The organism is Pseudomonas entomophila (assembly GCF_013523165.1).
Classification (GTDB): Bacteria; Pseudomonadota; Gammaproteobacteria; order Pseudomonadales; family Pseudomonadaceae; genus Aquipseudomonas; species Aquipseudomonas entomophila_A.
This window is the reverse complement of record NZ_JAAMQI010000015.1, coordinates 1-15,112: the sequence shown is the minus strand read 5'-3', so window position 1 is coordinate 15,112 and position 15,112 is coordinate 1. Positions and strand designations below refer to the sequence as shown.

The following is a 15,112-nucleotide window of genomic DNA, read 5'->3' as shown; positions in this document are numbered from 1 at the left end:
GCAAAGACGCTGAAAGGCATGACCCTGAAGGCTCAGCGCTGGCGCTTGTCCCACCAGGTGCGCACGCGCGCGAACAGGTGGAAGTAGCGGTTTTCGCGCTTGCCCATGCCACGCTTGGGCGAGAACGATTCGTCCACGAACTCGCCATGGATGCGCACCCGGGAAGCCGTGGTAGGCAGCGTGCAGACGCGGGCGCCGGCTTCCAGCAGCGCAAACTTCAGCAGCCGTTCCGAGTGCAGCTTGCGGCCGGTGGCCTCGCAGAAGCGGAAGATCGCCTCGCCCCGGTTGCCATACGCCGGGTAGATGTCCCGCCCACAGACCGCGAAGCGGTCGTTGAGGCCACCCCACCACTGCCAGTCCGGGATGTAGGCATTCAGCCGCCTTGCCTCGGGCCGGCCGAAGAGGTAGCTGGGCAGGGGCGAGTGATAGAAATTGTCCGGGCGCACGAACACCACGAAGTCCGGCTCGAACTCGGCCGCCATCTGCGTCACGCACCGCAGCGAATGCAACTGGAACACCAGGTTGCGCAACGAGGCATGGTTGTCGCCCCAGGTGTCGCCCTGGGCCTTGATGCGTTCGAAGTCCCATTGCTCCAGCACGCCCTCGGTCGAGTCCAGTCGGCCGGTCATGCTCGCGAACGGAGCATAGTTGTCCTGCAGCAACGCCCCGCTTTCGCCGGAACGGGCGTTGTGCACCGCGTCGAGCTGGTACAGGTGGTAGAACGTCTTGACCGTGCAGCCTGCAGGAATCTGCGCCAGGACGTTCTGCTCGATGGACGGGAAGCAGATGGCCGAGTTGCGAGGGATGCCAAAGAACGCGACGGCGACTTTCAACACGCGGGTACCTCTGTGACAGATGAGGGGCGAAGGGGGCGCAGGCAGCGCACGACGCTCAACGGCGACGCCACAGCTGCCACCACTTGCGCCGCGCGCTCAGCTCGACCACGGTGATGTCGGCCTGCAGCAGCCAGGCGCGCTCGTAGTCCCAGGCATGCCCGCTCCACAGCTTGCCGGCCTCGTTGGAAAACCCGAGCGTGAGCATCGCGTAGTCGAACCCTGGCTGACGACGCAGCGTCTCCAGCACGACCAGCGCGTTGAAGCCCGTGGACGGCCCGACGAAGCGCTTGCCGTCGGGTCGCGTCGTCGGGTAATTCCACAGGGGCGGCAAGGGGATGCGCTCGTAGAACAGGCTGACGCCCGGCAGGGGGCACAGTGGCGTGGTGCAGCCGACCAGCACGGTGAAGTGATGCGCACGGTCGTCGCGCAGCCAGTCCGGCAGGCCAGCGCGCATCGGCAGGCCGAAGAAGTAGTGATCCGGCGCGTTGTAGCCGTGCACCAGCACCTGGCGGCTGTGCGTGTTCAGCAGCTCGCCTTTGAGGCAGGTGTTGAAGCTGACCACCACGTCGCGCGCTCCCAACTGCAGCGCCTGCAGGTCGGCAGCGGTGATGGCGGGGTTGTTGGCCAGCAGCAGCACCCGCTCGGCGTGGCGCAGGCAGGCTTTCAGCTCATCGGACAGGCAACCGAACACATCCTGATCGCCGCCGGGCCGTGCGTCCAACTGCATGTCCGCCTGCTCGAGCGTCATCCGTTCACCCCGCCACGTCCATGCCGAAGCGCCATTTCACCCAGGTGCGGATCCACACCGAAGGCTGCGGCCAGGGGCGCATGGGTTTTTCGATCTGTTCGGCCAGGTCTTGCCCGACCCGACTGAAACCGTAGTACTGGCGCACGAACGCCTGGCCATTGGCAGCGATGCGCGCGGCCTGCGCCGGGTGCTGCTGAAGCCAGTGCAGTTTCTCGATCGCCTCGTCCAGCGAGCGATAGAACACCACGTTGTGGCCATCCTCGAAGCCCAGCAGCTGGTCTTCCTCGCCCTGGCTCCAGGCCAGCAGCACGCAGCCGCAGGCCATGGCTTCGAAGTTCTTGATCATGAACTCGCCCATGCCGATGTCGGCGCTGACGAAGACCTGGATGCGGTTGAGCATCTGCAGGTATTCCTCGCCCGAGCCGGTGCGCGTCACCAGCAGGCCGGTGCGCTCGGCCAGGGTTTCGAGCATGGCCTTGCGCTGGCCGTACTCGCGGCTCTTCAGGCTGCCCAGGAAGCCGGCCGGGATGTCCCGCGTCAGGCCCAGGTTGTCGAGCATCTGGTCGTCGTAGCCCTTGGAGACGAACACGGCGTCCAGGCCCTCGGCCTGCATGCGCCGGGCGACCACCGCCCCCGAGACCAGCGCGCGCGACCAGGGCAGGCGCCTGTACAGCCGCGAGTAGACGTGGCGGTACTTACTCGAAGGCATGTAGTTCTGGTAGGCGTCATGCTCCAGAAACACCAGCCCGGGGATGCAGCGCAGTACCGCCCACTGGGGCGCCAGGCGCTTGACCCGGGAGAAGATCACGATGCGGTCGAAGCGCTGGTAATCCACCGAGGCGAGAAACGGGCCGAGGTTCATCTGCTGCTGCTTGCTCAGCCGATGAATGACGCAGTCCTGGCAGGCCTGCTGGACGATCTCGTAGAGGCGATCGAGGATGACGCGCTGCTCATCCATGACCAGTAACATGACTTTCATACGTTCATCTATCGCTGTTCATGAAGCGCCCGTGAGCACCCGGTTCGTGCTCTCACCGGCTGCGTATCTTTTCCACGATGGAGGTGGTGGAGCTGTTCTCCACCAGGCCCAGCACCTTCACCGTACCGCCGTAGGCGCGCACGATGTCGGCGCCGACCACTTGCTCGACGCCATAATCGCCGCCCTTGACCAGTACGTCCGGGCGCACCTCGGCCAGCAGGCTTTCAGGGGTCGATTCGGAGAAGCTGATCACCCAGTCGACCGCCCCCAGGCCAGCCAGGACCGCCATGCGTCGGTCGACGCTGTTGATCGGCCGGCCAGGGCCCTTGAGCCGGCTGACCGACGCATCGTCGTTGACCGCCACGATCAGGCGATCGCCCAGGGCGCGCGCCTGTTCGAGGTAGGTCACGTGCCCGGCGTGCAGGATGTCGAAGCAGCCGTTGGTGAAGACGATTCGCTCGTTGTGGGCCCGCGCGTCGTCGATGGCCAGCAGCAGTTGCTCGAGGCTCAGCACGCCCCGCTCCGACCCTTCTTCGCGCTGGATGGCGCGGCGCAGTTCCGGGGCGCTGATGGCGGCGGTGCCGAGCTTGCCGACCACGATGCCGGCGGCCAGGTTGGCCAGGCCGACGGCGCAGGGCAGGTCTTCCTCGGCCGCGATGGCGGCAGCCAGGGTGGAAATCACGGTGTCGCCTGCACCGGTCACGTCGAAGACTTCACGTGCGCGGGCCGGCAAGTGCAGGGGGGCATGGTCGGGGCGCAGCAAGGTCATGCCATGCTCGCCACGGGTGACCAGCAGCGCGCCCAGCTGAAGCTCGCTCATCAGCGCTGCGCCCTTGGCCACCAGGTCGGCTTCGTCCACGCAATGCCCGACGATGGCCTCGAACTCGGCCAGGTTGGGGGTGATCAGGCTGGCGCCGCGGTAGATCGAGAAGTCCTTGCCCTTGGGGTCGGCGAGCACCGGGATGCGGCGCGCCACGGCGGCCTGGATGAGCGCCTGGTGGTTCTTCAGGGCGCCCTTGCCGTAGTCGGAGACTACCAGCACCTTGACCTGGTCGAGCAGCGCTTCGACGCTCTGCTGCAGGGCCTGGGTGTCGGTGTCGAAGGCTTCTTCGAAGTCGATGCGCAGCAGTTGCTGGTGACGGCTCATGACCCGCAGCTTGACGATGGTCGGCTGGTGGGCGATGCGCTGCAGCGCGGCCTGGACGCCCGCGGCCTCGAGGCTGTTGGCCAGGCTCTCGGCGGCCTCGTCCTCACCGGTGACACCGACCAGCAGGGCCGGTGCGCCGAGCGCCGCGATGTTCAGGGCGACGTTGGCCGCACCACCAGGGCGGTCCTCGATCTGATCGACCTTGACCACCGGTACGGGGGCCTCTGGAGAAATGCGCGAAGTACCGCCATGCCAGTAACGGTCGAGCATCACATCGCCGACCACGAGTACGGGAGCCGATTCGAAACGCGGCATGGTTAACTTCATGGATGACCCACAGACAGAAAGGAACAGGCCGGCGATAGTAGCACAGGCTGGCTTTACGGCCTCAATGCCCCACCGACGAAGGCATTGCCAGGCGTTGCCGGACGACCGCGCAGGCCGCCCGAGCAGGCGCCGGCTCACTCGCCCAGGCGTCGCACCCAGAGCAGTTCGTGCCGGCGCACGGCCTTGCGGAAGAACTCGTCCTCGCCGGTCACCGGCCAGCGGCGACCGGCCAGCAGCCACTGGATCGCGCGGCGCAGGCGCTTCTTCAACGGCGGACGCCCTTGCAGGTCGTGCTGCATGCGCAGCGCCATGGCCTTGTCGAGCTGAGTGTCGGCATCCAGCACCGGGCTCCACGGCGCGTCGGTCACCGGCGTCTCGATCACCGGCGGCAAGGCGACGCCGGTGCCGGCCTCGCCCATGGGCCAGCGGTCGTTGTCGTGCAGGTGGTTGGCGTAGAGCAAGGCGACGTCGGGTGCCCAGTCGCCTTCGGCGATGGCCTGCTGCAACGCCCGGGTGGTGGCCTGGTGATCGGCATGCGGGTCGAGTTCGGGGTGCGGCATCACCACCACCTCGGGCTGGAAGTGCTGCAGCAGGGTTTTCAGGTCGGCGACCAGGTTGTGCCAGGTCGGCAGGCCGTCGACGTCGCCGGGCAGTGCCAGTGGGTTGGCCTGGCGGGCCGAACGAATGTCCGACTCACCGGATTCGAGCGAGCCGAAGGGGCTGTCTGGCGCGTCGGCCATTGCCGACAGGCGCAGGCAGTAGTAGCCCAGCTGGACGCAGCGCTCGGCCGGCACACCGCCCCAGCGCGGAATCGCCAGGCTGTCCCAGGTACGCAGCCGGCCCTTGAGCCGCGCGGCGCCTGCGGCGTCCAGACCCAGCGAACGGTACGCCTCGGCTTCGATCTCCCCCTGGGTCAGGGTCACGATGCAGGCCTCGCGCGCCCGGCTGTAGAGCCCGAAGGCGGCCAGCTCGGCGTCGTCGGCATGGGGGGCGAGCACCATCACTCGACGCTGCGCGTAGTCGGGGTTGCGCTGCACGTGCAGCACGCCATCGGGCGAAACCCGGCAGAAGCGCGTGCGTACGCTGAGCGTCCCGGCCTCGAGCGCCGCGCGCTGGCCGGACAGGTTCAGGTAGCGTCGGCCCGCCACGCCACGCTCGAAGGTCTGACGGTCGTCGCCGATCAGGACGCTGGGATCGATCAGCCGGCCCAGCCAGCGGGCCTTGAGCGTGACTTCCAGCACCAGCGTCTCGCCCTCGGCCAGCGGCTGCGCGAGCTGCACCCGCGGTGTCGTGCGCACGGGCTGATGCGCGCTGCCCGGCGCATCGAAGGCATAGTGGTAGTCATCGCTCGGGCGGTAGAACAAGTGGTCGGCGAACCAGGCCTCGTGGGCGATCCAGACCAGTACCGCGAGCACGGGCACCGCCCACAGCCCCAGCACGGCGCCGGCCACGACGAGCAGCGCCGCGATCCCCAGCAGCGTCAGCCGTTTGGCCCGTCGGTGCGCCTTGAGCAAGGCCTGCTTTCGGTTACTCACCCGTCACGTCCTCTGGTAGACCTGAACGGTATGGCACCACCGCTCCTTGTATTCGCGATCGGCGCGGCCGAACGAGTAGCGCAGCGACTTGCCCTGCGCACGGGCAGCCTCCCACTCGGCCTGGGTGTTCACGTAGCTGAGCACGCTGCCGGGGCTGAAATCCCGGCTCTGGGGGTCGACCCCACCGTTGACGTACTCCACCGACACCCAGGTCGGCGCCTGCACCCTGTAGAGGACCTGGATGGCCACCGGAACGCCTTCGAGTTCCACCACCGAGCCGGTCATGAACTCGCGCAGCCGCGTGAACACCTCCTCCAGGTGCGCCAGGCCCGGCGCCGGGAAGTTCCAGCGGCGCAGGAACAGGTCGGCATAGTGGCTCGCCAGCTCGGCGGGCGAGAATGCCTGGACCGGCTTCAGCGTGCCGCCGGCCTCCTCCAGCAAGCGCTGCTCGCGACGCTGGTTGTAGCGAAACTTCTTGGAGTAGTCCTCGGGGGCACGGGCCAGCGCCAGCGCTTCGCGCTGCGGCGTGAGCGTCGGGAAGCTCGCCTGGTTGAGCGCCGACACGTAGCGCGCCTGCTGGCGCAACGGCACCTGCACCTCAGGGCTGGCAGGCAGGATGATCTCGGCGTTGCCGAGGTCGAACAGCCCCCGCTGGCCCCGGCGTTTCAAGACATCCTTGGACAACGCCACATGCCGCCCCCAGCAGGGCACGGCCGCGACGATCTCGCCGGCGGCTTCCCAGCCCAGGTAGCGCACCGGCATGCCCGCCAGGTCGGCCAGGCGCTCCACCACCTGGGGATGGGTCGCGACACTCCCCCCCCAGCGGGCCCAGGCCTGGGCGTAGGTGTCGGCATCGATGCTCGACCAGCCGCGTTCGCGCCAGGCGCGTACACGGTTCAGCACGGCTCGACGCTCGGCGCGGGCGCAGCGTCCGGGCCGTCCTCGAACTGCTTGGCATGCAGGCGGGCATAGTGACCGTTGCGCGCCAGCAGCTCGGCATGGCTGCCGCGCTCGACGATGCGACCTTCGTCCATGACCAGGATCAGGTCGGCCTTCTCGATGGTGCTGAGGCGGTGCGCGATCACCAGGGTGGTGCGGTTCTTCATGACCTCGTCCAGGGCGCTCTGGATATGGCGCTCCGACTCGGTGTCCAGGGCCGAAGTGGCCTCGTCCAGGATCAGCAGCGGTGCATCCTTGAGCAGGGCCCGCGCGATCGCCAGGCGCTGGCGTTGGCCCCCGGAGAGCAGCACGCCGTTTTCGCCGACCAGGGTCTGGTAACCCTCGGGCATGCGTTCGATGAACTCGTCGGCGTAGGCAGCGGCAGCCGCGCGCTTGACCTGCTCGAGCGGTGCGCCAGCCAGGTCGCCATAGGCGATGTTGTTGGCCACGGTGTCGTTGAACAGCGTCACTGCCTGGGTCACCAGGGCCGTGTGCCGGCGCAGGTTGTGCAACCGGTAGTGCTGGATCTCTTCGCCATCGAGCAGGATCTGCCCCTGGCTGTGCTGGTAGAAGCGCGGCACCAGGTTGGCCAGGGTGGACTTGCCGCTGCCCGAACGGCCGACCAGGGCGACCATCTGCCCGGCCTCGGCGACGAAGCTGATGTCGTCGAGTACCTGTTTCTCGGTGCCCGGGTAGGTGAAGCTCAGGCCGCGCACTTCCAGCCGGCCGCTCACGCGCTCCGGCGCCAGCTGGCCCTCGTCGCGCTCGGCCGGTTCGTCGACCTGCTCGAAGATGCTTTCCGCACCGGCCACGCCCTTCTGGATGGTCGAGCTGACTTCCGACAGCTGGCGAATCGGCTTGGGCAGCAGGCCGGCCATGGTGATGTAGGCGACCAGGTCGCCCGGCGAGGCGTCGCCGCGCAGGTACAGCACCAGGAACATCACCACGGCCATGGCCGAGTAGGTGACCAGCTGCAGCGTCGGGGTGTACACCGCGCCGGTCTTGGTCATCTTCAACTGCTTGTCGGTGTTGTTCTGGCTGGCCTTGGCGAAGCGCTGCTCTTCGTACTGCTCGCCGCCGAAGCTGCGCACCACGCGGAAGCCGTGGATGGTCTCGGACGCCACGTGGGTCACGTCGCCCATCGCCACCTGGATCTTCTTGCTCTGCTTGCGGAACTTGCGGCTGGTGCTGTTCACCATCAGGCCGATCAGCGGCAGGATGGCCAGCATCACCAGCGTCAGTTTCCAGTTCATCCACAGCAGCGAGACGAACAGGAAGATCACCGTCATGCCCTCGCGGATCACCACCTTGATGGCGTCGGTCGCGGCGCCCGTCACCATGGTGACGTTGAAGGTGATGCGCGAGATCAGGTGGCCCGAATTGTGGTTGTCCAGGTAGGACGTGGGCAGCTTCAGCAGCTTGTTGAACAGCAGCACGCGCAGGTCGTGGATCAACCCGAGCGACACGCGGGCCAGGAAGAAGTTGCCCAGGTAGGAGCCGACGCCCTGCATCAGGGCGATCAGCACGATCATCAACGGCACCGCCTGCAGCAGCTGCAGCTCGGGCAACCAGGCATGGCCGGCGAACAGCCGGGCCTCGGGGTTGCCCAGGCCATCGACGAAGTACTTGAGGATGTAGGCCAGCATCGGCTGCGTCGAGGCGAAGATCAGAAAGCCGAAGATGCTCAGCAGGAACAGGCCGACATAGGGCCGGACATAGCTCAGAAGGCGCAGGTAGATCGTGAGCGTCGATTGCGCGTGAGGGTCAGGTCGACTCATGGGTTTCCAGTACATGACGGCGTGAAACGGCAATGGTAACACAGCCAAAACGGGGCCCGAATGAAGGTCATCGGCCTCCCCTGCCCCGGCAACTGCGGTACCATGGCGGGCTCATTCGTCGAGGAAACGCCATGCAGCCACTGGACCACACCGCCTACCTGACCCTGCGTGAAGGCGCGCGCGTGATCGAGGCCGACGGCTCGGGTGACAAGGTGCTTCAGATGCCTGACGGGCGCTTTCTCAAGCTGTTCCGGCGCAAGCGCTGGCTGACCTCGGCCGCCCTCTTCCCCTATGCCCAGCGCTTCGCCGACAACGCCCGGCGGCTGCGTGCACTGGGCATCGAAACGCCCGAGGTGCTGGCGGTATACCGGATCAGGAGCGTCGAGCGCGACGGCGTCTACTATGCGCCGCTGGAGGGCTCGACCCTGCGTCAGCTGATCCAGCAAGGCACCGCCAGCGACACGCTGCGCGAGCGGTATGGCGCGTTCGTCGCACGGCTGCACGACCAGGGCGTGTACTTCCGTTCGCTGCACCTGGGCAACGTGGTGCTGACCCCGACCCAGGTGCTGGGCCTGATCGACATCGCCGACCTGAGCCAGCGCGGGCGAGCCCTCGGCCCCAACAAGCGGCTGCGCAATTTCCAGCACATGCTGCGCTACCGCGAAGACAGGGCCTGGTTGCGCGGGGACGATGCGGGGCAGGCGTTCCTGCGCGGCTACGCAGCGTCCTTGCCCCAGGGCCCTGGCTACGAGCGCCTGGTGGCGCAGGTCTCGGCGCTGCTCACCGACACTCCATCCAACCCCTAAGGGTCAGGCCTTTCAACGTGCTTGGAAAAAGCGCCAAGCCAGGGTCATTGGTATCCAGAGATTCACCGGCATGATGCAGGCAAGCGCAATCCTCCTGTGGGAGCGGGCTTGCCAGCGATAGGGCCCTGTCAGGCGCCGCCTGCATCGGGGGCAAGCCCACACATTGGCCCACGCGGTCGGGCATGTACCCAGTAGAAAAAGACAGTTGCTCCCACAGAGGGGGTGAACCGTCCTGCAAGATCAGCGATGCGACCCACATCGTGCCAGGCAGAGACGTTGAAAGGCCTGCCCCTAAGGGCCGAGCACCAGCACGGTGTCGCCCTTGCGGTTGGCGAAGCTGGCCAGCACGCGCTGCCGGTGCTCGCTCAGCCACGCCTTGAGCCACGGCTCGTCACGCTCGGCCTCGATCACGAAGTAGCGATAGCTGTCGGCCAGCTCCGGGCCCATGGCGGCCTCGCGGGTCAGGTCGCTCAACTCATAGCCGCGCCCGGCGTAATAGCCGATACGGCCGTCTTCATAGAAGATCGACGCCTGCGCCGGCGTATGCGCCGCGACCCAGTGGCCTGCCTCGACGTAGTGGGTCTTGCGGGCGCCCAGGGAAATCACGTTCGCCAGCATGACCAGTACGCCGATCAACGCCAGGACCTTGCCCAGGCGCGGGTGCGCCTGGTGGAACAGGTGCAGCCCCATTGCCAGCAGCGGGACCAGCAACAGCACCAGCAGGCTCAGGTAGCGGCTGTTCATGAACTGCGCACGGATGAAGAACAGCATCAGCACGACCAGGTAGAGCAGGGCCGTGAGCGCCAGGACCCGGTATTCGCGCCAGTAGCGCGAGCAGGCCGCCCAGGCACGTCGGTCGAGAAACGCCAGGGCGCCCGGTCCCATGAGGCTGACGCACTTGATCAGCAGCGCACCGCTCAGGCCGATGAAGATGATCCGCCCCGCTTCGTTGGCCGAGTACTTGTTGATCAGCGAATCGGCGAACTGATGGCTCAGCTGGGTGAAGGCCTCGAACAGGCCGGCAGGCCGGATCAGCTCCAGGTAGTAGTCCAGCCGGCGTGCGTCCAGTGTGCCCCAGCCCGCCAGCGCCAGCACCCCCACGGTGCCGACCAGAATCGGCAGCCAGGCGATCTGCACGAACCGTTGCCGCTGCCCGGCCGTCCACAGTGCAGGCAGTTGCCAGAGCAGTACGCAGCCACCGACCAGGACCGCCTCCAGGCGAAACAGGCTGCCCAGGCCGACCGCCAGCGAAATGCCTGCCGCCAGCCCCCAGCCGCCCCGCGCCTGCCAGCGCATGGCCAGCCAGAGCGCCAAGGTGCAGAAGAACCAGAAGCCGGACTCGCGGATGATGTCGCTGCGGAACTGGTTCACCGCCGGCATCGCCAGCACGATCCAGCAGGCCCAGTAGGCGGCCTGGGGCACGCGTTGCCGAACGATGTCCACCATCAAGGCGCAGGTGCCTGCCGCGAACAGCACCGACCACAGGTAGGCGCAATACTCCAGGGGCAGGCGCAGCACGGCGTGGGTGCCGGCCAGCAGCAGCGGGTACCAGGGCCAGTCGAAGCGCGCCTGGACCCCGGCCAGGTCGTGTTCGCCAGCCTGCCGCGCCAGGTCCAGGTAGAACGCGCCGTCGCGCCCCACCGTCACCACGCCGAGCAGGGCGATGATCGACAGCAGCAGGCTGCCGAAAGCGGCCAGCAGGACGGGGTCGAGCCGCTCGAGCATGCGCAGCGCGGGAAGACTCGGACGGACGGAAGGACGTTCGGAGCGCATGGATCAGACCTTGGGAGATGAGTGCCGCGGGGTTGGGCACTGCGGTCGGCGGTAAGTGCCGCGTGACGATGAAAAAGCCTGCAGGCTCGCTCCCTGAGCGCAGGTCGTCACTTGAACAGGCACCGAATGGCCTTGCGTGTGTATGACCAGCGCCTGACCGAGCAGGGGTCGTAGCGCAGGGCTTGCAGGTAGAGCCGCTTGGCCCGCACGTAGTCGCCGGCGCCGTAGCAATCGCGAAACAGCGAGAGGCAGCGCTGGGTCAGGAAGGCCGGGCGCAGGCTGTGGAACGAAGCAGGCAGGCGCGCCGGCGAAAAGACCTCGTCGACCATCTCGATGCCGGCTGCCAGGCTTTGCTTGAGGTCGTGCCGCATGCTGTCGTGGTGCTTGTGGATCACGGCCAGGGGCCGGTCGATGATCGTGCACTCGAAGCGCGCCAGCACCTGGGCGAAGACCGGAATGTCCTCGACGTTGCGCAGGTGTTCGGGGTAGGTGCCCGGCCCGAACACGTCCCGGTGCATGGCGCAGGCACCGTTGGACAGCGAAACGCTCTTGTCCACCAGGTAGCCGCGTACGCGGGCGTAAGGCGTGGCCGGCAGTGGCCGGACCGTGTGCAGCGCACGCGCGCCGTTCTCGAACACCGACCAGTGCCCGCCGATGACCATGCGCGTGGTCGGGTGGGCCCCGATGTGCAGGCGCAGCGCGTCCAGCGCGCCAGGCGCCATCTCGTCGTCGGCATCGAGAAAGATCAGGTACTGCCCGCGCGCCTCGGCGATGCCCAGGTTGCGCACCGAAGACAAACCACCATTGGCCTTGCGCACGGCGCGAAAACGGCCGGGGTACTGCATCGACAGCTGATGCAGCACCTCGGGCGTCTCATCCGTGGACCCGTCATCGATGACCATCAGGTCGCAATCGGTATCCAGCTGCGCCACCACGGAGGTGACTGCCCTGGGCAAGACCTTGGCGTAGTTGTAAGCAGGAATAACGATGCTGATCAGCACGTCAGTCGTCTGCATATCCGTTCGCGCCTTCTTTGACCACCAGGATGTCTTCCATGATCAAGTATTGCAGGTCCGAACCGAAGAACATGTTCAAGGCGTCGGTCGGCGAGCAGATCATCGGCTCGCCACGGCGATTGAGCGAGGTGTTCAGCGAGACGCCATTGCCGGTCAGCGCTTCCAGGGCCTTCATCATGTCGTAGTAGCGCGGGTTGTACTCGCGCTTGAGCACCTGCGCCCGCGACGTGCCGTCCTCGTGGACGACTTCCGGCACGCGGGTTTTCCATTCTTCGGCAACTTCGAAGGTGAAGGTCATGAACGGCGCCGGATGATCGATCTTGATCATCTGCGGGGCCACGGTGTCGAGCATCGACGGGCAGAACGGTCTCCAGCGCTCACGGAACTTGATCTGCTCGTTGATCCGGTCGGCCACGCCGGTGGCGCTGGGGCAACCGATGATCGAGCGCCCACCGAGCGCGCGCGGGCCGAACTCCATGCGCCCCTGGAACCAGGCGACCGGGTTGCCGTCGACCATGATCCGGGCGATCCGCTCGGGCATGTCGTCGATCCGGCGCCACACGGGCTGGCTCGGGTGACGGGCGCAGGCGGCGATGACGTCCTCGTTGGAGTAGGCCGGGCCGAGGTAGACGTGCTCCATCTTCTCCACCGGCACGCCACGGGCATGGGACACGTAGGCGGCGGCGCCCACGGCGGTGCCGGCATCACCCGACGCAGGCTGGACGAACAGCTCCTTGACGTCGGCGCGGTCGATGATCTTCTGGTTGAGCTTGACGTTCAGCGCACAGCCGCCGGCGAAGGCCAGCTTGCCGGTCTCCTTGAGGATGTCGCTCAGGTAGTGATCGATCATCTGCAGCGCGAGCTTCTCGAACAACGCCTGCATGCTGGCCGCGTAATGGATGTACGGCTCGTCGGCCACATCGCCTTCACGCTTGGGGCCCAGCCATTCGATCAGCTTGGGCGTGAAGTAGAAGCCCTTGCCCTTTTCCTTGTAGCGGCGCAGGCCGATGACGTTGGCGTATTCGGTGTTGATCACCAGTTCGCCGTTCTCGAAACTGGCCAGGCGCGAGAAGTCGTACTTGCTGGCGTCGCCGTAAGGCGCCATGCCCATGACCTTGAACTCGCCGTCGAGCATCTCGAAGCCCAGGAACTCGGTGATCGCGCCATACAGGCCGCCCAGCGAATCCGGGTCGTAGAATTCCTTGATCTTGTGGATACGGCCGTTTTCGCCGTAGCCGAAAAAGGTGGTGGCGTACTCACCCTTGCCATCGATGCCCAGGATCGCGGTCTTTTCCTTGAAGCCCGAGCAGTGATAGGCGCTGGAGGCGTGGGCCAGGTGATGCTCGACCGGTTCGATCTTGATCTTCTTCGGGTCGAAGCCCAGCTGTTCCAGGCACCAGACGATCTTCTTGCGGTAGCGCTTGTAGCGGCGATTGCCCATCAACAGGGCATCCAGTGCACGGTCCGGGGCGTACCAGTAGCGCTTGGCGTAGTGCCAGCGCGCCTTGCCGAACAGGCTGATGGGCGCGAAGGGAATGGCGACCACGTCGACATCCGAAGGCTTGATGCCGGCCTGCTCGAGGCAGAACTTCGCCGATTCGTAGGGCATGCGGTTCTTCGCATGCTTGTCACGCACGAAGCGTTCTTCTTCGGCAGCGGCAATCAGCTTGCCGTCGATGTACAGGGCCGCAGAAGGGTCATGGCTGAGGGCGCCGGACAGGCCAAGAATCGTCAATGCCAAGGGTCTAGCCTCTTCGTTCGGTAAAGATGCGCCTCGGCCTCGTGGGCGGATGGCGGCTAAAGGGGCGGGATTATAACGCAAAGCGCTGATGGGGTAATGCGCGCAGGTCATGGTCGTTGGCGACGCGGGCCAGGCGCTTTTGCCAGGATGCAGCAAGCTTCGAGCCAGAAGCTTCACGCTGAAGCCGCCTGGCTTGTCGCGTGAAGCGTGCGGCTCGCCCCCTGCTCACTCGGCGATGAGCCAGTCCATCCGCCAGCTGCCGTGGCTCTGCGCCAACTCCGTCGCCAGCCACGGCAGCAGCTCGCGCAGTTCCTCCTCCAGGCCCCATGGCGGATTGGCGATCGCCAGGCCCGAGCCGTTGAGCCCTTGCGGGCTGTCCTGGTGATGCACGTACAACTCGGCCCGCAGCAGCTTTGGCGCACCGGTGCTGGTCAGGTCCTGGTAGAAGCGCGTCAACTGTCGCTGGTCCTTGATCGGGTACCAAAGCGCGACCACGGTCTGACGCATGCGGCCGATGGCCTCTTTCACCGACTGGGTGCAGCGCTTGAGCTCGTCGGCCTGCTCGAAAGGCGGGTCGATCAGCATGACGGCGCGTTTTTCCTGCACCGGCAACAAGGCACGCGGCACGTGCCAGCCTTCGCCCAGGTGGACCACCACGCGCGGATCCTTCTTCATGTTCTCGCGCAGCAGCGGGCCGTCTTCAGGGTGTTTCTCGTTGAGCAGCGCGCGGTCCTGCTGGCGCAGGGTGCGGCGCGCCAGCTCCGGCGAGCCGGGGTAGTAGCGCAATTGACCGTCCGGGTTCAGCCGACGAACGACCTTGAGGTAGTCGTCGGTCGACGCCGGCAGGTCATCGCGCCCCCACAGACGGGCGATGCCTTCGAGGTACTCCCCGGTACGGCTGGCCTGGTCACCCTGCAGGTCGTACAGGCCCAGCCCGGCATGGGTGTCGAGGTAGGCGAACGGCTGCTCCTTGCGCGACATCAGGGCGATGAGGCGGGTCAGGACGATGTGCTTGAAGACGTCGGCGTGATTGCCGGCGTGGAAGGCGTGACGATAGTTCATGGCGGCTCCTGCTGGGTCGCCAAGTCTAACGGTTGAGACGCAGGCTGCAAGCTGGAAGCTGGAAGTGGTGAATGGTGAGCGCAAGTGGCAAGCGGCAAGCGCATGGCGGATGAGTAGGGTTTTACCTGGTAAGTAGGGAGGGCTGGTCTTATGGGCCTTTCAGGCCCAATCGCGGCCGGTCCGGCGCTCCGGCAGGGGCCGCTCCCACATGGACCGTGATTGCCTGCACCACTGCGGTGGGTGTAGATACCGTCTTGATCCTCACATCGCAAGTGCGATCTGAGGGTCGAACGGTTTATCGGATTTCACCACGCCATACACCAGGTGCAGCAGCTTGCGCATGGCCGCACAGACGATCTGTTTGTACGCCTTGCGTCGATTGCCAAGCCGCTCGGCCATCGCCTTGATGACCGGGTTGAAGCGCA

Annotated in this window: 12 protein-coding genes; 1 reads left to right on the top strand and 11 read right to left on the bottom strand. The window is 66.3% G+C overall.

All coding sequences use genetic code 11. The features are described from left to right. Positions 1–32: 32 nt before the first annotated feature. The 7 genes from G7Z99_RS13285 to msbA all read right to left on the bottom strand — a co-directional run bounded on the left by G7Z99_RS13285 (position 33) and on the right by msbA (position 8,289). Positions 33–836 (bottom strand): hypothetical protein, encoded by an 804-nt coding sequence (locus G7Z99_RS13285; RefSeq protein ID WP_181094511.1) that lies wholly within the window; start codon positions 834–836, stop codon positions 33–35. A 55-nt stretch (positions 837–891) separates the two neighbouring features. Beyond that, entirely contained in the window at positions 892–1,563 is a 672-nt protein-coding gene (locus G7Z99_RS13280; RefSeq protein WP_181094509.1) for a hypothetical protein, read from the bottom strand. Positions 1,564–1,588: 25 nt separating this feature from the next. Further along, positions 1,589–2,563: a glycosyltransferase family protein gene (locus G7Z99_RS13275; protein WP_181094507.1), complete on the bottom strand. Its 975-nt coding sequence runs from the start codon at positions 2,561–2,563 to the stop codon at positions 1,589–1,591. 52 nt (positions 2,564–2,615) lie between these two features. Next, complete coding sequence (gene hldE / locus G7Z99_RS13270) at positions 2,616–4,037, bottom strand: bifunctional D-glycero-beta-D-manno-heptose-7-phosphate kinase/D-glycero-beta-D-manno-heptose 1-phosphate adenylyltransferase HldE (RefSeq protein ID WP_181094505.1); 1,422 nt, start codon at positions 4,035–4,037, stop codon at positions 2,616–2,618. A 134-nt stretch (positions 4,038–4,171) separates the two neighbouring features. Beyond that, complete coding sequence (locus G7Z99_RS13265; RefSeq protein ID WP_181094503.1) at positions 4,172–5,572, bottom strand: PIG-L deacetylase family protein; 1,401 nt, start codon at positions 5,570–5,572, stop codon at positions 4,172–4,174. 3 nt (positions 5,573–5,575) lie between these two features. Then, the gene (locus G7Z99_RS13260; protein WP_181094501.1) at positions 5,576–6,475 is read right to left on the bottom strand and encodes a GNAT family N-acetyltransferase; all 900 of its coding nucleotides are present in this window, start codon (positions 6,473–6,475) and stop codon (positions 5,576–5,578) included. Then, a complete protein-coding gene (gene msbA / locus G7Z99_RS13255) occupies positions 6,469–8,289 on the bottom strand; it encodes a lipid A export permease/ATP-binding protein MsbA (protein WP_181094499.1) in 1,821 nt (606 codons plus the stop codon). The genes G7Z99_RS13260 and msbA overlap by 7 nt, the downstream gene beginning before the upstream one ends. A 131-nt stretch (positions 8,290–8,420) precedes the next feature. Here msbA and G7Z99_RS13250 point away from each other — a divergent pair, with 131 nt between their 5' ends. Continuing rightward, the gene (locus G7Z99_RS13250) at positions 8,421–9,095 is read left to right on the top strand and encodes a toluene tolerance protein (protein WP_258197032.1); all 675 of its coding nucleotides are present in this window, start codon (positions 8,421–8,423) and stop codon (positions 9,093–9,095) included. Positions 9,096–9,386: 291 nt separating this feature from the next. Here G7Z99_RS13250 and G7Z99_RS13245 read toward each other — a convergent pair whose 3' ends face one another. The 4 genes from G7Z99_RS13245 to G7Z99_RS13230 all read right to left on the bottom strand — a co-directional run bounded on the left by G7Z99_RS13245 (position 9,387) and on the right by G7Z99_RS13230 (position 14,687). Continuing rightward, positions 9,387–10,868 carry a hypothetical protein gene (locus G7Z99_RS13245; protein ID WP_258197031.1) on the bottom strand — a complete coding sequence of 494 codons (1,482 nt, stop codon included), beginning with the start codon at positions 10,866–10,868 and terminating at the stop codon, positions 9,387–9,389. Between the two features lie 107 nt (positions 10,869–10,975). Then, complete coding sequence (locus G7Z99_RS13240; protein ID WP_181094497.1) at positions 10,976–11,884, bottom strand: glycosyltransferase family 2 protein; 909 nt, start codon at positions 11,882–11,884, stop codon at positions 10,976–10,978. Continuing rightward, positions 11,871–13,625: a carbamoyltransferase family protein gene (locus G7Z99_RS13235; RefSeq protein WP_181094495.1), complete on the bottom strand. Its 1,755-nt coding sequence runs from the start codon at positions 13,623–13,625 to the stop codon at positions 11,871–11,873. Before G7Z99_RS13235 ends, G7Z99_RS13240 begins: the two co-directional genes overlap by 14 nt. Before the next feature lie 225 nt (positions 13,626–13,850). Continuing rightward, complete coding sequence (locus G7Z99_RS13230) at positions 13,851–14,687, bottom strand: 23S rRNA (adenine(2030)-N(6))-methyltransferase RlmJ (protein ID WP_181094493.1); 837 nt, start codon at positions 14,685–14,687, stop codon at positions 13,851–13,853. Between the last annotated feature and the right edge of the window lie 425 nt (positions 14,688–15,112).